This window comes from Acinetobacter sp. MYb10, assembly GCF_002980175.2.
GTDB lineage: Bacteria > Pseudomonadota > Gammaproteobacteria > Pseudomonadales > Moraxellaceae > Acinetobacter > Acinetobacter guillouiae.
Map to the genome: position 1 here is coordinate 2,694,458 of NZ_CP058272.1, position 17,221 is coordinate 2,711,678.

17 protein-coding genes and 1 tRNA gene are annotated in these 17,221 nt (G+C 38.4%); 7 read left to right on the forward strand and 11 right to left on the reverse strand.

Annotated features, from left to right (window positions below; genetic code table 11):
- Nucleotides 1-31 precede the first annotated feature (31 nt).
- Together CQZ96_RS12590 and CQZ96_RS12595 are read right to left on the reverse strand one after the other, a co-directional pair.
- Nucleotides 32-1,021 carry a Fic family protein gene (locus CQZ96_RS12590; protein WP_105713874.1) on the reverse strand — a complete coding sequence of 330 codons (990 nt, stop codon included), beginning with the start codon at nucleotides 1,019-1,021 and terminating at the stop codon, nucleotides 32-34.
- A gap of 139 nt (nucleotides 1,022-1,160) precedes the next feature.
- The gene (locus CQZ96_RS12595; RefSeq protein ID WP_105713875.1) at nucleotides 1,161-1,481 is read right to left on the reverse strand and encodes a hypothetical protein; all 321 of its coding nucleotides are present in this window, start codon (nucleotides 1,479-1,481) and stop codon (nucleotides 1,161-1,163) included.
- 282 nt (nucleotides 1,482-1,763) lie between these two features.
- Here CQZ96_RS12595 and CQZ96_RS12600 point away from each other — a divergent pair, with 282 nt between their 5' ends.
- Both CQZ96_RS12600 and CQZ96_RS12605 read left to right on the forward strand, forming a co-directional pair.
- On the forward strand, nucleotides 1,764-1,991 hold the full coding sequence (locus tag CQZ96_RS12600) for a hypothetical protein (protein ID WP_004718547.1): 228 nt from the start codon (nucleotides 1,764-1,766) through the stop codon (nucleotides 1,989-1,991).
- A gap of 344 nt (nucleotides 1,992-2,335) precedes the next feature.
- Nucleotides 2,336-2,411 (forward strand) — tRNA-Thr (locus CQZ96_RS12605).
- Between the two features lie 102 nt (nucleotides 2,412-2,513).
- Here the strand turns inward: CQZ96_RS12605 and CQZ96_RS12610 are convergent.
- The 3 genes from CQZ96_RS12610 to CQZ96_RS12620 form a co-directional block, all read right to left on the reverse strand.
- Nucleotides 2,514-3,332 (reverse strand): SAM-dependent methyltransferase, encoded by an 819-nt coding sequence (locus CQZ96_RS12610; protein WP_105713876.1) that lies wholly within the window; start codon nucleotides 3,330-3,332, stop codon nucleotides 2,514-2,516.
- A gap of 60 nt (nucleotides 3,333-3,392) precedes the next feature.
- The gene (locus CQZ96_RS12615) at nucleotides 3,393-4,691 is read right to left on the reverse strand and encodes an FAD-dependent oxidoreductase (RefSeq protein WP_105713877.1); all 1,299 of its coding nucleotides are present in this window, start codon (nucleotides 4,689-4,691) and stop codon (nucleotides 3,393-3,395) included.
- Between the two features lie 814 nt (nucleotides 4,692-5,505).
- Nucleotides 5,506-6,381: a pirin family protein gene (locus CQZ96_RS12620; protein WP_105713878.1), complete on the reverse strand. Its 876-nt coding sequence runs from the start codon at nucleotides 6,379-6,381 to the stop codon at nucleotides 5,506-5,508.
- 277 nt (nucleotides 6,382-6,658) lie between these two features.
- Between CQZ96_RS12620 and ycaC the strand changes: the two genes are divergently transcribed.
- On the forward strand, nucleotides 6,659-7,285 hold the full coding sequence (ycaC, locus tag CQZ96_RS12625) for an isochorismate family cysteine hydrolase YcaC (RefSeq protein ID WP_105713879.1): 627 nt from the start codon (nucleotides 6,659-6,661) through the stop codon (nucleotides 7,283-7,285).
- Between the two features lie 131 nt (nucleotides 7,286-7,416).
- Nucleotides 7,417-8,340 carry a LysR substrate-binding domain-containing protein gene (locus CQZ96_RS12630; protein ID WP_004718559.1) on the forward strand — a complete coding sequence of 308 codons (924 nt, stop codon included), beginning with the start codon at nucleotides 7,417-7,419 and terminating at the stop codon, nucleotides 8,338-8,340.
- A gap of 71 nt (nucleotides 8,341-8,411) precedes the next feature.
- On the opposite strand, the gene ahpC is transcribed toward CQZ96_RS12630, so the two are convergent.
- The gene (gene ahpC / locus CQZ96_RS12635) at nucleotides 8,412-8,975 is read right to left on the reverse strand and encodes an alkyl hydroperoxide reductase subunit C (protein ID WP_004718560.1); all 564 of its coding nucleotides are present in this window, start codon (nucleotides 8,973-8,975) and stop codon (nucleotides 8,412-8,414) included.
- 220 nt (nucleotides 8,976-9,195) lie between these two features.
- Here ahpC and CQZ96_RS12640 point away from each other — a divergent pair, with 220 nt between their 5' ends.
- Nucleotides 9,196-9,531, forward strand: a complete 336-nt coding sequence (locus CQZ96_RS12640; protein ID WP_105713880.1) for a hypothetical protein — start codon at nucleotides 9,196-9,198, stop codon at nucleotides 9,529-9,531.
- Nucleotides 9,532-9,564: 33 nt separating this feature from the next.
- On the opposite strand, the gene CQZ96_RS12645 is transcribed toward CQZ96_RS12640, so the two are convergent.
- Complete coding sequence (locus CQZ96_RS12645; protein ID WP_105713881.1) at nucleotides 9,565-10,200, reverse strand: TetR/AcrR family transcriptional regulator; 636 nt, start codon at nucleotides 10,198-10,200, stop codon at nucleotides 9,565-9,567.
- 149 nt (nucleotides 10,201-10,349) lie between these two features.
- Here CQZ96_RS12645 and CQZ96_RS12650 point away from each other — a divergent pair, with 149 nt between their 5' ends.
- A complete protein-coding gene (locus CQZ96_RS12650; protein ID WP_056517210.1) occupies nucleotides 10,350-10,814 on the forward strand; it encodes a hotdog fold domain-containing protein in 465 nt (154 codons plus the stop codon).
- A gap of 84 nt (nucleotides 10,815-10,898) precedes the next feature.
- On the opposite strand, the gene ssb is transcribed toward CQZ96_RS12650, so the two are convergent.
- The 3 genes from ssb to CQZ96_RS12665 all read right to left on the reverse strand — a co-directional run bounded on the left by ssb (nucleotide 10,899) and on the right by CQZ96_RS12665 (nucleotide 14,145).
- Entirely contained in the window at nucleotides 10,899-11,507 is a 609-nt protein-coding gene (gene ssb, locus CQZ96_RS12655) for a single-stranded DNA-binding protein (RefSeq protein WP_105713882.1), read from the reverse strand.
- Nucleotides 11,508-11,558: 51 nt separating this feature from the next.
- Entirely contained in the window at nucleotides 11,559-12,923 is a 1,365-nt protein-coding gene (locus tag CQZ96_RS12660) for an MFS transporter (protein ID WP_105713883.1), read from the reverse strand.
- Between the two features lie 139 nt (nucleotides 12,924-13,062).
- On the reverse strand, nucleotides 13,063-14,145 hold the full coding sequence (locus tag CQZ96_RS12665) for a DUF475 domain-containing protein (RefSeq protein WP_171066888.1): 1,083 nt from the start codon (nucleotides 14,143-14,145) through the stop codon (nucleotides 13,063-13,065).
- A gap of 234 nt (nucleotides 14,146-14,379) precedes the next feature.
- On the opposite strand from CQZ96_RS12665, the gene tenA reads away from it, so the two are divergent.
- A complete protein-coding gene (gene tenA / locus CQZ96_RS12670; RefSeq protein ID WP_004818427.1) occupies nucleotides 14,380-15,051 on the forward strand; it encodes a thiaminase II in 672 nt (223 codons plus the stop codon).
- A 155-nt stretch (nucleotides 15,052-15,206) separates the two neighbouring features.
- Here tenA and CQZ96_RS12675 read toward each other — a convergent pair whose 3' ends face one another.
- Nucleotides 15,207-17,036, reverse strand: coding sequence for a choice-of-anchor I family protein (locus CQZ96_RS12675; RefSeq protein ID WP_105713884.1), 1,830 nt, complete (start codon nucleotides 17,034-17,036; stop codon nucleotides 15,207-15,209).
- Between the last annotated feature and the right edge of the window lie 185 nt (nucleotides 17,037-17,221).

Consider the following 17,221-nt stretch of genomic DNA (forward strand, 5'->3'; position numbering starts at 1 on the left):
GAATTGGGTAATAGGAGAAATTACTTTTATTTCACTTCAAGCTATATCGTTGTTTAGGGCTTTTCGGCTTATCTGGAATGGTACGTTCAATAAGGTTTGTGTCTAACGCAGGATTGAGATAATTCTTTTGGAATGTTGCACGATGGGATAAATCTAATAACCGCATCAATTCAAACAAGCTATACTCTTTTTCCTGCATAACTGAAATTAAACGCTGAACTTGGTCGCTTACTTGTACGTCAACTTGAGCGCTATCTTGAGCGGTGTTATTTGAGTCCAATATCGCATCCAAAATCATCTGTAAAATAAACTCTATAAATGCTGCAGAATCAGTACGGTCTGTGCTGGCTTGTAAAGCCTCATAGTAGGCCTTTTGATTTTGATAAATCAGGCTCTCAACAGGAATATTTGCAAAAATAGTATTCCATCGGCTAAGTATCAATGTTTGCCAAAGTCTCCCCATACGTCCATTCCCATCAGCAAATGGATGTATAAACTCAAACTCATAATGAAATACCGAACTCTGAATGAGTGGGTGTTCTTGACTATCTTTAAGCCATTCCAGTAAATCAGACATTAAACGAGGAACCTGATTCGCTGACGGAGCCATATGCACCACTTGATCACCAGACATGACACCTACATTGGCATGACGGTATTGTCCAACATCATCAATCAAGCCTGTCATTAAAATTTGATGTGCTTGTAATAAATCTACTTCTTGGCTGGGTTGCCATTTTTGAAATGCTTCATAAGCTTTTATGGCATTACGTACTTCTTGAACTTCTTTAGGTGGTGCAATTACAGCTTTACCATTCAGAATCGCGGTAATTTGTTCTGTGCTGAGGGTATTTCCTTCAATTGCAAGCGAACCTTGAATTGTTCGGATACGATTGGCTTTTCTCAGTTTTATGTTGTGTTGGACTTCCTCTAAAGCACTCAAACGCCCTATATTCTCACTGATCTGCGCAATCAGATGAATAATTTTTGATGTGATGGTATAAGGCGGTTGATATTTCATGCCATTCCTAAACAGAAGTAAATACAAAGCACTGTTGATTAAACGCTAAAAGTTTTGTCTTTCATAGGTTATTGAATGCTTTCAGAAATGCCACCCTCTATTTAACCATAACCCTATAGTTGAAATAAAAAACAATCCTTTATCTCGACTCAGTTGGCATCACAACATCCACAGACTGACACACCTCTTGCCATTTTAGCTTAAAATCATTAATCGCTTTTTGTCGGGTTAAAGGTATCTGATAAATCGGTACACCCTTTGCATCGTCAATCATACCTTTTAACAATACCTGTTCTTTTGCAGACAATGCTTCAGGATTAAAATCAACATCATCCAACGATAAACCGTTTTGACGTAACTGCATTAACATTTCGGAGGTCTGTTCAAGTAACTGACATTCTTTAGGAGCTTCAGCATGTGCGACAGAAACCAATAATAATAAAATACTAAATCGTTTCATTCTCAATTGTTCTAGTTTTTACTTAACTTAGTTATACGATATTTGAGCTATTTTTTGAAGCAAATAGATACATATCCACTCAACTAAAAAGACAATTGACTATTTCAATTCAAACTTTCTTGAATTAGTATCAAGTGAAAAGAACTTCTAGCACGATTCAAAGGAGGTGAAATACAAAATAAAAATCATATAGATGTAACGTTCTCTTAAGATAATCATGATGCGGTACTTATTAGCGATTCAAACAAGTTAAAAGCATAAAACTGCTATTCGGGAGTGACAATGAATAACAGCGCCAATTATGTAAGACAAGTCAAAAATGCTAAACGTGGTGGATACACCCCAACTATTGCCAAAGATGTAAATAAGCATAAAATTCAGAAAGCTATCCAATTGATTGAGCAATGGAGAAAACTCGCAAACGAATTGAAACCCCAAATGCAAATAGATATGGCAATCACCCTAGAAGAATGCGCACAAGATCTGGATCATATTTTAAGGAGAAAATAAGTCTATATTTCAAAACTGATAAAGATTTATTGATTTAACCCCAAATACTCAAGGCTTACCCCTCCGTAAGCCTTTTTAATCGGAAGATTAAAGCGATTGCTAATCGTTACTCTAGTTGTCATTACTCTAATTGCCGTTACTCTAGCTATCTTTGCTATTTTGTCTGTCTACAAGTTAAAAGCGATAAAATCCTTTCTCTCTAAAAATCTAAGCATTCATAGCACACGGCATTATCAGCTTCAGGCCAATACCCGATCGCTAAAACTATAAATATTAAAGATTATTCAATTGTTTATTTTTTGGCTTGCAATCTTATAAATATTCTGTAAAATTCTCGCCACGTTGCCGGCATAGCTCAGTTGGTAGAGCAACTGACTTGTAATCAGTAGGTCCACAGTTCGAATCCGTGTGCCGGCACCATTTTTACTTAGCCTCGCTTTTTTAGTGAGGCTTTGTTGTTTCTGGCTTATGTGTTTACTTATAATTTTTTGATCTGCTTGATAGCGTCACAAATAATAAAAATCATGTTTTGACTGCGCTGAGCTGTATATATCGAACGATTCCCTCTTCAAATAACCTTTGACAAAGTTTTGCAGTCATTTGAATTTTTATTTGATCTAACCCTCCACGCTCCGTTTTCGTTCTTGTCGCAATATATTGACTAAAGCCAGCCAATACTGCTGTGGATATATCTTCAAGCGCGGATTGCTCAAGACCATGCTGTTGCAGTGCATGATTGATTTGGGTCGTGGTCATCAGTGATTTTAAATCGACATCAGCGGCTTTAAGTAGCCATTTATATTTCATTTTTTGTTTTGAATTTAAAACTGTGTCTGAAAGCATCAACGTATGAAAACCCAAACGACCTTTTGAATTTAAAATTGGAACGACTGAATTTAAAAATAAATTTAAATCGCTGTGGTAAGCCGCATCAATACACAACACCACATCAAAAGGTTGCGTAAATAAAAGCACATTTAAATTTAAAAAAGATTGGCAGTGAATGGCCTTAATCTGCGGGAGTTGTTTTTGAATTTTATCGACACACTGTTGTTGTAACTCAACCGCCTCTAAATCTTGAATTTGGTAATGTTCTAACCAGTATTTTAAACTGGCACCCTGACCACAGCCTAGGTCTAGTACCCGATCATGTTGATTAAGCTGTACCGCTTGTGCAAGCCGTTCAGCAAGTTGCTGACAGGCTTGAGGGTAAGAGGGTGTAGCTTCATCCCAATAGCCTAGATTGCTCCAAGCACACTCAGCATTATCTCCTAACATTTTTGCATCGATTGCATATTTATGTTTTGGAAGTTTTTGCTGAATCGCTTGAAGCCATTTCATTTTAAATCATTCACTTATTCAGTTATGAATTCATTAAACTTTATATGAATTCACTGGGCTTTAATAGCCAAGTTGCGGAGCCACCTCAACTTTAGGTTTTAATCCTACAAATGGCAATGGTGCACCAAAAATTTCTGCGATATGCATTGCAGAAGTTACCGCAGATTCAAGAATGGGCAAACCATCACATGACCATGAGCCACAATAGAATACTTTGCGGTTGGCGACTTTATGACGTGCTTGCAATTCGATGTTTAAAGCCACTGTTTCAGAATCCACCACAGCACGGGTTAAGGTCACTGTAGAAATGACTTTCTTCGGATCGATGCTGGTTACAGGACGCCATGTTTGGAACACTGGAGATTTACCCACCAGACTTGGTTCAATCGAGTTCAACCAAACTGTGAATTGTTGTTTGGTAAATTTACGGTCCATCATATAACTCAATACAGCCCAATCTTTACGATTTGGCGGCATCACTGATGCATCGGTATGCATAACCAACTCGCCTTGCTCAAACTTAAATTTTTGCAATAAAGCAATATCGTCAGCAAATTGTTGTTTATTTAAAAAGTTTTCTAATTTATTGGTCGGTGTTGCAACCACCACACGGTCAAATTGAAATTGCTCACCATGTGCATTTTCAACCAGAACAGCACTACCCTGTTCCTCAACTTTGGTGATTTCAGAACCGCTATGAATATCAATACCTTCAATCAATTTATCGACAAAAGCAGGCGTTCCACCATGTAAACGCAATAAAGCATCACCATCGGTTAATTGCTTTAAAAAGATTAAGAGCGGTTTTGCTGGCCATTCACCAATGGTTTTAGGGTCACAGGTGCAAATGGTATAAAGCACTGGCATTACTGCACCATGCCAAAATACCTCTTCAATGTCATTGTGATTGATAAAATCAGCAAGGGTAATATCTTGATTTTTAGATTTAAAAAATTGAGAAATGGCGGTTTTAAGCTGCAACATCCCTTTGACTAAACGCCAACCATACTGCTTAATCCCTTTACGGTTATTGATAATGGGGAAATTACCAATACGGGTACGTGATGTGGTCAACCAAGTTTCTGTTTTGTCTTCAAATAACCAACTGCATGCCATAAAGGTACGCACTGGAAAGGTTTTTATGCCAAGGTGTGTTGCAAGGCTCAGTGTATTTTTCCATAAATGCTGATTCATCACGCGCAAAGGTGCATCAATTAAACCACCTTCAAACTCAATGCTGTGACTATCCATACCACGACCAGGTAATGCTTCGAAGATGGTAATGTTATGACCTGCATCTTTAAGAATTCTTGCGGTGGCCAGGCCAGCCATACCACTACCAATCACTGCAATATCCAAAGTTATTATCCGTGCGTAACCATTTTTTTTATTATGAGCTATAGCCGATTAAATCGCGGTATTAAAAAGTTCCAGTTTTAACTTTTTTTGTTGGAAATTTTTTAGGAAAAATCTCCATTCCTCGGTGTTTATTTAATTTTAGTGGTTTTAGACCAAGCTCTTGTGCGACACTCTGCTTATACTTGATTGATATTTATATATATAAAAAAATACTGTTAAAAACATACAGATAATTTAACTATTTATTAAAAAAACATTTACAAATGCCAATTTATTAATTATTATTTACAGCATAAAAACGATAAATAATTCACATTTACAATAAAAACAAATAATTATGACAACACACACAATAAAAGAAACTACAGCATAAAAAGGATCTCTATAGTGTGGAATAGAGATCCTTTTTTTTACTTTGAATTTGCTTTTTAAGCAGATCAATTGCACCACTTGTAAAATGACGGCATACAAAAAATACTAAAACAACGGATATAAATTAACCAAATGAAATATATTGTGCTTTACTTCACATTTTTAATTAATTATGATGCGCGAATAACAAAACAGTCCAATCAAAACAAGACATAATCATCTAAAGAAAAAAACTACAGCGTAAGAGAGCTTCTGTTCAATAAGAGCAAAGCTCTTTTCTTTTTTTAAATTTCTGACCTTTTAGTGCTAAAAATTTTAAATATAAAAAAAGCGGATTTTACAATCCGCTTTTTGACTTCTCGATATCTCATACATGGCTGAACTTATAGGCTAAAGACATGAAAGGTATCCGTTATACACAAATACCTTTCATCAACATCAACTAAGCTTCCGCTACAATTTCACCAAATTTGCCATTATTGAAATCGTTAAACGCTTGCACGATTTCTTCTTTGCTATTCATTACAAATGGACCATAGCCTTGGATTGGCTCATTCAGTGGTTTACCTGTAAGGACCAAAAACTTAGCATCTTGCACTGCTTCAAGTTGAATTGCTGCATCGCCATCTTTTTCAAACATGACAATCGAACTGTCGAGCACCTTTTGTGTACCATTGAGCAACATTTCACCTTCGAGTACAACCACCAAAGTATTGTGATCAACTGGCACATGAATAATTTGCTCATGACCCGCTTTAAGCTGACCATCCCAAACATTGACTGGACTAAAGGTTGAAGCAGCACCTTGTTGTTCAGCATATTTCCCAGCAACCACACGTAAGTGGCCTGCATCATCATCAAAATGAATCACAGGAATATCTTGCGCAGAAATTGCTTGATACTTAGGTTGGGTCATTTTATCGGCCGCAGGTAAATTCACCCAAAGCTGAACCATTTCAAAGATTCCACCTTTTTCAGTGAATTCATGTGAATGGAATTCTTCATGAACCAAGCCTGCGCCCGCAGTCATCCATTGCACATCACCTGTTTTAATGGTTCCACCGCCACCATGAGAGTCTTTATGGGTAACTTCACCTTGATAGGCAATCGTTACTGTTTCAAAGCCACGATGTGGATGTGAACCTACACCGTGCTGTTCATGGCTAGGTGCAAAGGTATAAGGCGCTGCATAATCCAATAATAAAAAAGGACTAATCGCTTGACCTAAACGATCATAAGAAAACAAGTTTTTTACAGGAAAGCCATCACCGACCCAATGCATATTTTGATTGCGGTATACACCAATAATTCTTTTCATCTCAATACTCCTATCTCTAGGCTTTAATATGAATCCATTTTAGGTTTTTTAAAGTGATCAATACAGCAATCTACCAATACGCTGAATCCCAAATATAGGATATTCAACAGCCGAGGCTCAGTGTAGTTTTCAATCAATCATCTTATTTATGAGATTATTAATCTCAGTTTATAGGCTTAATTATCATGATTAAGCCACGTAACATGAAATCCATGCAAAATAATTTGTTTTGTATTTAAGCACAATTTAAATTTTAGTGACTTCAAGGATATAAAAAATGGGAAAACCTTACGTTCGTTTAAACAAAGATGATGCTGCGGTATTGTTAGTCGATCATCAAACTGGATTACTTTCTTTAGTCCGCGACATTGACCCAGATAAGTTTAAAAACAATGTTCTGGCATTGGCTGCGGCGGCTCAATATTTTAACCTTCCCACCATTCTGACCACCAGTTTTGAAGATGGTCCCAATGGCCCACTGGTACCCGAGTTAAAAGCGCTTTTTCCAGATGCGCCTTATATCGCTCGCCCTGGTCAAATCAACGCTTGGGACAATGAAGACTTTGTCAAAGCGGTAAAAGCAACAGGTAAAAAACAACTGATTATTGCGGGTGTTGTCACCGAGGTTTGTGTTGCCTTTCCTGCACTTTCTGCCCTTGAAGAAGATTTTGAGGTCTTTGTGATCACCGATGCTTCTGGAACATTTAACCCGCTGACACGTGACTCAGCTTGGGACCGTATGAGCAATGCAGGTGCACAATTAATGACTTGGTTTGGTGCCTCTTGTGAGCTACATCGCGATTGGCGTAATGATATTGAAGGTTTAGGTACGCTATTTGGTAACCATATCCCTGACTATCGTAATCTGATCAATAGCTACACACAAAACACTTCTCGAAAATAAGATAATCGTTGTCGCGAGGAATGTAAGTCTTTGCATTCCTCGCTTTTGTTTCTGCATTTTATTTGTACAAATTTTAAAATATTTTCCTATTAATGATACTATTTTATCATCAACACACCTGAGATGAAGCTGTGCACTCTTTTGATGATTACTATTATTTCTATCTGGTGGTAAAACATGGTGGATTTAGTGCTGCAAGTGAAGCCAGTAATATCACCAAGTCTAAACTGAGCCGACGTATTCTGGATTTAGAAGCCAAATTTAATGTGACTCTGATTCAACGCTCAACACGGCATTTTAAAGTCACGCCACTAGGACAAGAATTCTTTGAGGAATGTGCAAAGATTATTGAACAGGCGGATAATGCTCAGAATGTCTTATTAAAACAAGAAATTGAATTACAGGGATTGATTAAAATTAGTTGCCCACCGGTGATGATGGAACATCAAATTCGACCGATTCTAAATCAGTTTTTAAAAAAATATCCCAAAGTTCGGGTTGAATTGGCACTCACCAGTCGACGTATCGATGTGCTGCATGATGATATTGATTTGGCTATTCGTACTAACTTTTCAAGCAATGAAGACTCCAGCATTATCGTTAGAGATGTGATTAAAACCACGCACTGTTTAGTGATTAGTCCTGAACTTTTAGGCGATCGTGAAATTCAACATGTCACAGAACTTTGTGAATTTCCAACCATTGTATTAGGTACAGATAAACAGCACTATCATTGGCATTTACATCATATTCAGCAACGAGAAGAAATCGATATTCCGTTACAGCCTCGGGTCAAAAGCAATGACTTAATGGGCGCGTATTATGCGGTACTCGATGGCTTAGGCATTGCTGATCTTCCCTATTTAACGGTAGAACGAGACATTGCTTCAGGGCGTTTAATCCATCTGTTACCAGAGTGGTGTTCCAATATTGGTGTTGTACAGTTGGTCTATGCATCACGCAAAGGGCAACGCTTAGTCATGGAAAAATTGATTGAAGATTTAGTCGATGGTATTCGTGCCTACGCACCTAAACACGATGGTTATATTTTATAAAGCCAACAATCGAATAATAAAAAAACCAGAAGTTTAACTTCTGGTTTTTCAATTTTAATTCTATGCAATGATTAGATTTTACCGATCAAATCAATTGAAGGTGCAAGTGTTGCATCGCCTTCTTTCCATTTTGCTGGACATACTTCGCCTGGGTGTGCGTGTACATATTGTGCCGCTTTCACTTTACGCAGTAATTCTTGTGCATCACGTCCAATGCCACCGGCATTGATTTCAATAATTTGAATTTTACCTTCAGGATCAATTACGAAAGTGCCTCGATCTGCAAGGCCTTCAGCTTCAATCAACACTTCAAAGTTTTTTGCCAAAGCCCAAGTTGGATCACCCACCATTGGATATTGGATCTTTTTGATTTCATCTGAGTTGTCATGCCACGCTTTATGGGTAAAGTGTGTATCGGTAGAAACTGAGTAAATTTCTACGCCCATTTTTTGGAATTCAGCATAGTTATCTGCTAGATCGCCTAACTCTGTTGGGCAGACAAAAGTAAAATCAGCAGGATAGAAAAATACCACAGACCATTTACCCAAGAAGTCTTTTTCAGACACTTCGATAAATTCACCATTTTTATATGCAGTTGCGTTAAATGCTTTAACTTCAGTATTGATCAAACTCATTTGGTCTTCCTTCAATAGGTTTCAGGGATTGCTTATCTGTGAAATCACTATACGAAAAATTATTAAATCGGTAAAACTGGAGTTTTTAATAAAAGTAATCGGTATTATAGATTTATTTTTCCAATCTATTGGCTTGGTTTGATCGAAAATATTATTTCAAACTTTGCTTGACCTTTCACCGTTTACTCTATAGATTTTCTTTTTGAGTGGACTTTAAAAAATGACGTTCTCAATTCTTTTGGAGCAATTCCAAAACCTTCCTTTTGGTACAGACGCTTTTAAACAACTGAAAATAAACTGTGAATCTCAAATTGCTCATTCTGAGGCTGATTTTGAGAAAACGGCAATTTTTATGATTTATGGTTTTGCCAAAAACTATGTCTTACTTTATGAAGATCAAGCCATTACTGCTGAATTTGCGGCAAAAGCAAAAAACCAATTGCTAGGCTATATGCAGCAACTGGACACAGCAATTCAAACTCAAGATCGTGCAACCATTCTTAATCACTTAGATCAAGTCACAACGCACTATATGCAAAGCTCACGAATTTTTTAATCACAGTATCCGTGATTCAACAAGCTTGGTTATTCAACCTTGTTGTTGCTGATATACGCTTTCTAAACTGCACCAAGCCGCATGTGCCAATGCTGCTTGGTAAACTTTTGGCGTAGCTTTCACTTTACCTGACAACCATGCCCGACAATAACTTTCTGTCGATCCAACCATAAATGACAATAATAATTCATGGGGAATGTTCTCGATCACCCCATAATCGGGTTGCTGTTTCATCCAAGCCAATAAGTGCTGATTACGTAAATGATTCTGCTGTTTTAGCTGATCATGCTGAGAACTTTTAGAAATACTAAAATTGGCAGTATATAAAAATCTAGCGAAATCAGGATAATCCATCACCCAGTCTATATAGCTTGCTGTCATCACTTGAATACCCCGCTGTAGACTTTGTGCAGACAATAATGCTTGATCACGGCGTTCTGCTTGGTCTTCTATGGCTAAAATATACAGGGCGGCCACTAAACCTTCTTTATTTTTAAAATGGTGATAAATCGCTCCCACACTGGTTTGCGCACGTTCTCGGATCATTTCTATTGTTGTCGTTTCAATCCCAAATTCTAAAAAACAGGCTAATGCTTCCGTTAAAATCACACGTTTTAATTCTGCACGACGCCCACTATAACGACGTTCCAACAAACTTTGATTATTCATGTACAGCCTTTGATTTTATTTAAGCATTTCTATATGACATTTTACGCGATTCAAATCGTCTGTCGAGCCAACAACAGAATTTAATTCTGTATTAGAATAATATTCTGCAAACTAAATAATATTCTGTAAACTAAATAAGGAATACAACAATGAGCCAAACACTAAAACTGTGGAATAGATTTAAAAATAAGCCTGCTGGCAAATGGACATTTTCAAAATTATTATGCTTAAAAGCGCCTTATTTCAGCAGTATTTCACCTGTTTTTGAACGACTCGAAACGAATTATGCTGAAATTAAAATCAAAAAACACCGTGCTGTACTCAATCATATTGGCACAGTCCATGCAATTGCCATGTGTAATATGGCTGAACTTGCTGGTGGAACCATGACCGATGTAACCGTACCTTCCACGCACCGTTGGATTCCCAAAGGGATGACAGTTGAATATTTAAAGAAGGCTGAAACTGATTTAATTGCGATTGCCACACCTGTTGAAAGCAATTTTCAGTGGAATCAAGGTAGTGATTATTTGGTCAATGTGGAGGTTAAAGACACGCACAATGATCTGGTATTTAAAGCCGTGATTACCATGTGGGTTTCTGCGAAAAAGTGATTGTCTAAAACCAAATCATGAGGTTCATAAAAAAACCCTTTGTTTTCACAAAGGGTTTTGATAAAGCTTGACCGTTTTTATCAATTAAAACGGTAAGTCATCATCTAAATCCGCAGGGGCAGCAGTAGGTGCTGATGGTGTAGCTGCAGGTTTAGGCGATTGAAAACCTTGGTTTACATTGTTTCCGCCATTGCCATAGCCACCTTGTGGATTGGCATTGCCGTAACCACCACCTTGATTACCTTGATTCGCATAACCGCCACCGCCTTGGTTGTTGTTAAAACCACCTTGCTGGTTGTTATTGAAACGTGGTTGGTTATAACCACCATTGTCAGCAGCAGCGCCTTCACCTTGTTGACGGTTGTTATCAAGCATCTGCATTTGTTCGCCACGAATTTCAGTGGTATAGCGCTCTTGACCATTTTGATCCGTCCACTGACGGGTACGTAAAGAACCTTCAATATAAACTTTTGAACCTTTACGTAAATACTGCTGTGCAATCTCACCTAAACGGTTGTGCAATACAATACGATGCCATTCCGTTTGTTCTTTTCTTTCACCGGAATTTTTGTCTGTCCAAGATTCACTTGTCGCAATTGAAAATTGAGTGAGAGAACCCCCATTTGGGAAAGTTTTAGTCTCAGGATCACGACCTAAAGTACCAACTAAAATAACTTTATTTACACCACGCATTAGATGTTATCTTCCTATTCGATTCTATGTTTTACTTTATAAGAGTTATGTTTAAATGGCTACCTCTTTCCCAAACAACTGCGTTAAATGTTGTCGCGCAGCATCATCAATTTGCTGTTTATCAACTTTTATATACGCAACTTGCTGGTCAGACATAACCACAACTTCCTCAATACCACGAATTGACAACAACTGAGAAGTCCAATTATCGGTTTGTTTATCCTCAGGCAATCGTAATACGATTGATGTTAAATATCGTGGTTGAGCTAGCCCAAAACTAATGAGCAACCAAAGTATAGCAATAGCTGATAAGACACTCCAACCCATTGTTGTATTATTGAGCAAAATTAATTGTCCACCGAGTGTCCCACCAAAAAAAGCCCCTAAAAATTGGGCACTTGCATTAACACCCATTGCTGTTGCTTTGGATTGAATCGGTGCTGCTTTAGACAACCATGAAGGGAGTAAAGCTTCCATGACATTAAAGGCAATAAAGAACAATCCAAGGCCTAACAATAAGATATATTTGGATTCATAACCAAAAATCAGAACGACTAATCCCGCGATAATTCCCACAATTGCCGTTAGAAAAATGCTGCGCATTTTACGGTATTTTTCAGCCAGAATAATGCTCGGAAATGCAAAAAACAGACTGATAACCAACAAAGGCAAGTAAACAATGCCATGTTGCGCCAAAGGGATCCCAGCAAAATTGATCAATTGAGAAGGTACATAAACAAACATTGCGGTAAGCAATAAGTGCAGCGCAAAAACTGAAACATGTAAACGATTCAGATCGCCCATTTTTAAGACTTGTTTGAGCTGATGCAGATAACCTTGTTTAAAGTTTTTATGATGACGTGTGGTTTTAGGCACCATAAACAACATGAGAATTGCCAATAATCCCATGATTGTTGTTACCCAGAATAGCCCTGAAATCCCCACCAAACTGGTGAGCCAAGGCCCTAAACTAAAAGCCACAACAAAAGACAATCCGATACTCATGCCCATCACAGCCATGGCTTTGGTCCGATTCTCTTCACGAGTGACATCCGCCAACAAAGCCATAACAACCGCAGATACAGCGCCAGCGCCAGCAATCGCACGGCCAATGATGACCCCATAAATGGTTTCAGACATTGCCGCAACAGCACCACCCAAAGCAAACAGCAGTAAGCCAAAAACAATCAAAGGTTTACGACTAAAACGATCTGCCCATAAGCTAAAAGGAATTTGCAGAAGTGCTTGGCTGAGGCCATAAACGCCGACCGCTAAACCGATCAAAGCAGGTGTGGCATACTGATAAGACTGACCAACCACCGCAAACACAGGGATAATCATGAACAACCCCAACATGCGTAAAGCAAAAATACTACTTAATGCAAAGGTCGAGCGGCGTTCTAAAGGATTCATCATATCTACTGGCTTATCAAAACTGGCGAGCTAATTATCAAACACATCATCGCATATTGTGGCAACTTTGTGGAAACATTGAGCATAAAAAAGAGCACTGTTAAAGTGCTCTTGTATTGTAATCTCTTTTCTTAAAAAAGGATTAACTCTGTTGTTCAATTCGCTTGTTATATTGAATCGATGCAATGACTGCCCAAACAATAAAGGCAACACCAATCAAACCTGTTACCACCTCAGGTACATGTAAACCTGTACCGCTCGCAATCATGATAAATGCCAAAGCACCAATGGCATAATGCGCACCATGCTCAAGGTAGATATAGGCATCAAGTGTACCTTTATCGACCAAGTAGATTGTCATTGAACGAACAAACATCGCACCAATGGCCAAACCGAGCATAATAATGACAACATCAGAAGTAATCGCAAACGCACCGATCACGCCGTCAAAACTAAACGATGCATCTAAGACTTCTAGGTAAATAAAGCCACCAATACCAGCTTTGATCACACCTGTAGGTGCACCATTGGCATCATGACCCACAGCATTGCCGTCTTCATCCACTTCTGGCTCGCCACCCAGTAAATGACTGAGTACTTGTACACCGATATAAATCACGATGCCCCAGATACCCGCCATTGTAACCACAAGGCGTTTCGCTTCATCTACATTTGCAGCCATAATCAGCAATGCCACTAAAGCAAGGAATACCGACATTGCTGGTACATTGGCTAAGTTGGCTAAACGCTTTTCAATCCATTTAAACCAATGGGTATCTTTGCCTTCATCCAAGAAAAAGTTTAAAAATACCAATAACAAGAATGAACCACCAAAAGCGGCAATTTCAGCATGATGTGCCAATAATTTTTCTGAGTATTGAATTGGATCATTTAATGCCATTTTCACAACATCAAACATGCCCATATCCGCTGTGACTGCAACAATCACAACAGGAAATACCAGTCGCATACCAAACACAGCAATCAAAATACCAACAGTTAAAAAGATCATTTTCCAGAAATGATCCCAATTACGCAGTACAGATGCATTTACAACAGCATTGTCAAAAGACAGAGACACTTCCATCACAGCAAGAATTGCCGTAATGGTCAGTGCAGAGAGCATGGCTTGCACGCCTGCATTTGGACCATGGGTAAAGCCCCAATATGCAGAGATTGCCAAACACACGATCGTAAAAAATATTGAGAAACCAAAATGTTTCATCATGGGAATTCGACCTACGGAGAATAGTTTTTGAATCAGAAAACTGAAATAAAAATCGCGTTTTTAATGCGCACATTATGACGACTTTTTCACATTTATCCAAAGTTCTTTGTCATATTTTTATGCAAATACAGCCGAATTTTCTGCATTCAAATACCTAAAGCAATTTAGAGTTGTTATAGTCTTGCAAACTGAAATCATTTTATAACTTGAATCATAGCATAGGAAAATGACATGTCTTTTTCTCAAGACGTATGGCAACGTAATCTTGCTTTATATAACAAAACTTTAGCGCTTCCATTTAACCAAGAACTTGCGACAGGCTCATTAAACAAGGAAGCTTTTTGTCATTATGTGATTCAGGATGCGCATTATCTGGTGGCTTATGGTCGGGCATTGGCTGTCTGTGGCGCAAAAGCATTTGATGCTGACGATATCATCCAGTTTACCCAAGGTGCGAAAGAAGCGATTGTGGTTGAACGTAGCCTACACGATGGATTTATGAAAGATTTTGGGATTAGCAAAGCTGACTTTGAGAATACCCCGCTTACCCTTGCCTGCCATCACTACACTGCTTTTTTAACTGCGACGGCTTGGTCTGAAAGCTATCCTGTGGTTTTGGCTTCGTTACTGCCTTGCTTCTGGATTTATGCAGAAGTTGGAAAAGATATTGTGAGTAAATCTATTGCCAATAATCCATATCAAGCATGGATCGATACCTATTCAGGTGAAGAGTTTAACGAAGCAGTTAAAAATGTTTTAGCAACGATTGACCGTATTGCAGAACATTGCGATGCAGATACCCTTGAGAAAATGCATAAAGCCTATACCAAAGGCGCTGAATTAGAGTGGTTGTTCTGGGATAGCGCTTATCATCAAAGACAGTGGTTGGGCTTAGATCAGTAATACAATTTTATTGAAAATTGCCGATGTAGATAAAGATGAATAATTAAGCTACTTCATGTATCACATCTACAGCTATCCCTCATAAAACTGAGGGATAGCTTCAATAAAAAAGAGTGCCAAAGCACTCTTTACTCGTAACAGAATACATTAAACCGCTATTTTAAATTAATCTGATAAATTGCTGTACTGCCACTGACTTCATTGCCCACAATCAACATAGGCTTTGAATTTGGTGAATCTTTGGCAGAGACAAACGTCAGTCCTTCAGGACCTAAATCACTTTTCTCAATCAGAATCTGCTTGCCATCCTTGTTTAAGATCGGCTGACCTTGGGCATCTTTATAAACCTGATCCTGTTTAAAAGTACGATTATTAAAATACTGTATAAACACAGGCTTTTGTGGATTGCTAATGTCGTATACCATAATCCCACTTTGGCGCTCTAAGCCGATAAAGGCAAAGGTTTTTTTACCAATCGTACCCAGCGCTAAACCTTCAGGCTCAGGCCCTTTATTGTCACTTCGGTCATCAAAAGCCGCCGCTTCATGATCACTATTAAAATAATTTGGAAATAGCTCAGCAACTTTACGCTCAAACTCACTGCCTGAATCCCAAACTAACTTGCCTTGTACATCCCATATACTGAAAGAACGTGCGCCATAGCTATAAAGTTTACTATAGGTCAATAATCCATTGGCATCCAATTTTGGTGAGCCATCCGTGTTGGTTTGATAACCCATATTCCAAGCAATGTTTAAACGTCCTAATTGTGTATCATCACGGCACATGCCCGGATCAGTCGCTGTTGCACCACAATAGGCAAAAACTGTGGCATCTAGTTTGGCCCCTTTTACACCCGCAACAAGATTGGTCAAATGAGCAGGATAATCGCCTTTATTATTGAAACCTTTGACGTTGAATAAATGCTTCATTCGAATTGCTTCTGCAAAACCTTTACTTTGATCTCCAGCATAATAAGCTGTTGAGTCTTTTAGCCACTCACGTGAATCACCTTCATTGGCTGTGACTAAATAACTTGCCCCATTGGCTTGATAATGGGCAATTGAATCAGGTTGATACATCCCCACCAACCCCGGCCAAGCCTGAATATTAATTTTTCCATCTTTATCACTGACATCTAGCGCATTATTGGCAAGCCCATGATCTTTATAGCCTAATGGAAGAATATCAGTCACTTTTTTAGCAACGATATCAATTTTGGCAATGGCATTATTTTCTTGTAAGGTCGCCCAAGCGGTTTTCCCATCATTGCTGATGGTGATGTACTCAGGCTCTAGATCCTGAGCCACTGTCGCTTTAGGACCAAAAATGCGTACACCCGCTTTAATCAAATCGGCTTTTTTATCATTAAACGCTTTAAAATCGGCAAGGTTGGCGGTTGGTCGTTGAATATTGCTGATATCAATAATGCTGATTGAACCTTCAGGATCGATACTATAGTCATCATTGGGTTCAGCCTCATTTGCCACCAAAACAGTTTTACCATCTGGGCTAAATGTCAGCATATCAGGTAAAGCACCAACTTCGACCTTACTGATTAATTTCAAATCTTTGGCATTAAAAAAAGCCACAATACCCTTATCTGTTTTTTGTTTGGCTTGAACGGCAAGTGCCACAATGCCATTTTTAATCGCAACTGAATTTACTTCTGAATCAGCTAAAGCTTCACGTGCCGAAAGCTCACCAATATGCACAGGTGTTTCGGGTTTAGACACATCTAATACATCAACTAAACCTTTCTTGGCATTGACCACAAACACCCGTTTTGTTGTTGCATCATATGCGGGAATCTCTGCTGCACTTTCAGCAAAAATACCCGTTTCATAACGCCCCAATAAGCTTAAATTAATGCTTTCAGGTGTGGCTTCTTCAACCGTTGGCGCTGTTGTTTTATTATCATCATTACATGCCACTAAGCCAACAGAAAGCATTGCTAAACACAATGCTGAAACTTTTATGTTCATAAACAGTCCATTTTTTGTTTAATTTGGCTTAATGTATTCATCATGGGTGTAAGTTCCATGACAAGCAGATTACAGTTTTATGGCAATTTCTTGAACATTCAATTGGGTACTGCGTCTGATTCAATATAAAGCAACGATTTCATACAGATTTAGTCAGATGATTGTTTTAAAATATTCACAAAATG